The sequence below is a fragment of the Flavobacterium sp. genome, from assembly GCF_043779715.1.
Lineage (GTDB): Bacteria > Bacteroidota > Bacteroidia > Flavobacteriales > Flavobacteriaceae > Flavobacterium.
The window spans coordinates 1-3610 of sequence record NZ_JAYWDT010000119.1 but is presented as its reverse complement, the minus strand read 5'-3'; the positions used below and the strand labels follow the sequence as shown (position 1 = coordinate 3610).

Annotated in this window: 5 protein-coding genes; all 5 read right to left on the bottom strand. The window is 29.2% G+C overall.

The window, feature by feature from the left end; translation table 11 throughout:
* Positions 1 to 444 (bottom strand): SatD family protein (locus ACH2BG_RS06165; protein WP_395046842.1); only part of this gene is annotated, 444 nt, incomplete at its 3' end.
* A 380-nt stretch (positions 445 to 824) separates the two neighbouring features.
* Positions 825 to 1301: a hypothetical protein gene (locus tag ACH2BG_RS06160; RefSeq protein ID WP_395046841.1), complete on the bottom strand. Its 477-nt coding sequence runs from the start codon at positions 1299 to 1301 to the stop codon at positions 825 to 827.
* Between the two features lie 172 nt (positions 1302 to 1473).
* A complete protein-coding gene (locus tag ACH2BG_RS06155) occupies positions 1474 to 2157 on the bottom strand; it encodes a hypothetical protein (RefSeq protein ID WP_395046840.1) in 684 nt (227 codons plus the stop codon).
* A gap of 3 nt (positions 2158 to 2160) precedes the next feature.
* Positions 2161 to 2673, bottom strand: a complete 513-nt coding sequence (locus ACH2BG_RS06150; RefSeq protein ID WP_395046839.1) for a hypothetical protein — start codon at positions 2671 to 2673, stop codon at positions 2161 to 2163.
* Positions 2674 to 2943: 270 nt separating this feature from the next.
* A partial coding sequence (locus ACH2BG_RS06145) for a GTP-binding protein (RefSeq protein ID WP_395046838.1) occupies positions 2944 to 3610 on the bottom strand: 667 nt, incomplete at its 5' end.

Sequence of the window (3610 nt, the reverse complement as noted above, 5' to 3'; positions counted from 1 at the left end):
TTGAAATATCTTAAACGTATCATTTAACATTTTTTCAATTCTCAAATCCTCTTTTTTAAATTTTATTAGAAATCGACTTTCTGAGTTTTTCAAATCGGATAACGCTTTTCTTGCATCAGTTAAGCCTTCTCCTAACATTTCATAAGCTATTTCTCGATTTATTTCAGTTTCTATTTTTCCAAAATTTAAAACATACCGAAGTTTGAAATTGAATTCTTTTGCGAGAATGAATTCTTCTATTTCAATGATAATATTTACAGCATTTTCGACATTATCAATAATTGCTTGAAACTCGTCACCTAATGTAATCGTTAGTGGAGAAATTATATTTTTTTGCCAGTTATCGTTAATATATTTGACAGTTTCTTTAAACTCCAACATCAATTCATTAGCATCTTTTTCTCGGCTTTCAAGAATATCTGCCATTAAAATCACATAGTCCATTGTTGCGTTTTTTGTGCAAAATTACATAAATTGCATTAATTATGCAACAAACGTATTTATTGTTTAAATTTCGCAACATTTTCAAGCCAGCAACCATTTTTCGTCTGAGTTAGGTTACCTCAACAGTTATCAAAGACGACCAAGCGGTGTTGACTTTTTTGATCGCGATATTATTCGATTGAGTGTTTTTCATCGTTTGAATTGGAAAAAAAAACCCTAAAAAAAATCCCGAATTTCTTCGGGATTATGGTTCTGGCGCTACAGCGGGTTTTAAACCAAATAAAGCCCACTTCGTGGATTAGCAATAATCAAAACAAGACCATTTTCCTTTTAGACCAAAAGTCTTTGTAGTGATTGTTATGGGCTGATTTAATATTTAATTAATTCAAATTCTCTATTCTTTTCAAAATACCATAACTTGAAATTTTCTTTATTTCAGTATCCTCAAAAATAATGTCGTCAATCATTTTTCGTACATTCAAAAATCTCTCAACTACCAATTCACTCTTTGGATCAAAAATATCAATTGTTCCTTCTGCTTCAAGAAAGTCTAATTTATACATATTTAGAAATGATAAAAGAATATTTAAATTAATTCCAATTTTTTCAGAAATATATTTTGGACTTTTCCATTTGTAATAGTCTTTTGAAAATTCCTGTATTTTATCTTTTTGTGATATTAATAAATAATAAAGCTCATCTTTTATTTCGTGATAATCTCTTAAATCATAAACATTCGGTGAAAAAAGATACTTCTCACTAAATATTCTCATACCGAAAATCTTGACATACATATTCAAAATATTGTTATAAATTCCTAATTCATTTCGTATTTGAAGTATTGTTTTTCTTTCCATAGTTACTATTTTATGCTCTGTTCTCATAAGGTCGCCTATAACAATCTGGTACTACAGAGGGTTTGGGACTAAATTAAGTCCTATTTACGGATTTGCCAAATACCCCAAATACAAAACCGTCTTTCCATTAAGCCGATTGCCCAAATTCGTTGTAGTAATTTTTGTCAGCAGTTTATTTTAAGTTAACTATGTAGTCCATTTTTCTTTTTAAAGTTTTCTTTTTGAAATTTATTTCAGGATTTGTCCTTAATTCCTCTATGTATTTATTGAATATAAGTTTAATTTCTTTAACAAACTCCTTTCTATTAATGATTAATCCTTGATTAATATCACTCTCATTAATCCATTTTAAAAGAGGTTCTGTATTTTTTGCGCGTATTAAGGATTGTCCTTTTGTTTGACCTTGATGTAATAAACCACATCTAATTTTGGTATAAAAAATATTTGACTTTTGGGTAGCGTCAAAGAAGTTCGATAAGTTTTCAGAACGCTGAAAAAATTCGTGATAAATTAAAGCATCGTTTGAAATTTTTTGCGATTTTTTTCTGAGTAGAAAATTGAAAATACTTTTTTTTGATGTATATTTTTTTTGAATATGACTATTTTGAATATTACCTTTCCAAAATTGCTCAAGCGTTTCAATTAATAAGCAACAAAGCGACATAATAACAAATCCTGAATGCGCATTATTTTTTTCTAAAATATCTATTTGTGTAAAATATCTTCCATCAATTCTATCGATAAAAATTTCTATTGCCTTATCCCAATTTAGTTTGTCATTTGAATTTAGATTGAGATTAGTCCAATCTTTTTGGTAATATTTTGGACTTATCTTTATTCCTTTATTATGAACCATGTTTTAATCTTTAAAGTTCAATTCATATTCATTATTACTCATGACACTAAAACCATAGTTTGTGAAAGGCTTTAAAGTACTGTCATTTATTTCATCAGAAACAACTATAGAAACAGTCGTTTTAGTGTTTTGATACACTTTTTCAATTTCATTATCTTTTAGTGCATTTTTAATTAATTTAAAGCCATTAATTTTTAGTCTGGCAATATAATTACTATAAATTTGTTTATTTCTAATTTGAATGTGAACTCTTTTACTATTATTATTTTCATAATTATAATATGATAAAAATGAATCAGCATGCTTATTATAATCATTTCTTCTATAAGCGAATATAACCAAATCATCGTTTGTACTGTTCTCGTCTGTGTATAATGACCATCCCTTCATTGAAAGTGATTCTTCTACATCAGCTAAATTTTTTTTTCTCAAACCTATGAATTCTTCAAAAGTTAAATTTTGAGAAAAACTAATTGTTGAATAAATCGATAAAATCAAGGTAACTAATAATTTCATACTACTTTAGTTTAAATGCTTGCCAGATTTTAAATATGCGCCATAAAACAACTCCAATCTATCCTAATACAGATAGCTTCTTGCCATTACAATAGCTCTTCCTTCTTCAAAAATAATCATAATAATTTTCTTAACAATAGAAATCTTCAAATAACTTATAAATCGATTAACAAGTAACAAATACTACAAAAAAGCCCAAGAATCAAATCTTAGGCTTTTGGTATCTGTGCTAACAAAAAAACCACTTCTTTACAAAGTGGTTTTCTATTCTTATTTCTCTCTAATATAAATATCGATTGGCACTCCTGAAAAATCCCAGTTTTCTCTAATTTTATTCTCTAGATAACGCTTGTACGGTTCCTTAACATATTGCGGCATATTGGCAAAAAATACAAACTGTGGCGTCTGCGTAGGCAATTGCATGCAATATTTAATTTTTACATATTTCCCTTTGGTAGCTGGTGGCGGATACGCTTCGATAACTTTCAACATAAACTCATTGAATTTTGAGGTAGCAATACGTTGTTGTCTATTTTCATACACTTTTACAGTAGCTTCTAACGCTTTTAGCAAACGCTGTTTGGTCAAAGCCGAAACAAAAAGAATAGGCACATCTGTAAACGGCATTAATTCTTGCTTGATTTTCTCTTCGTAATCGCGGGTTGACATGGTTTCTTTTTCCACCAAATCCCATTTATTAACCAGAATCACAACTCCTTTTCTGTTTTTTTCTGCTAACCAAAAAATACTTTGATCCTGACCTTCAAATCCACGTGTGGCGTCAATAATCAAGATACAAATATCTGCATGCTCAATAGCACGCACAGAACGCATTACCGAGTAAAATTCTAAATCCTCTTTTACTTTAGCTTTCCGACGGATTCCCGCAGTATCCACCAAGTTAAATTCGAAACCAAAACGGTCAAACTTAGTATCA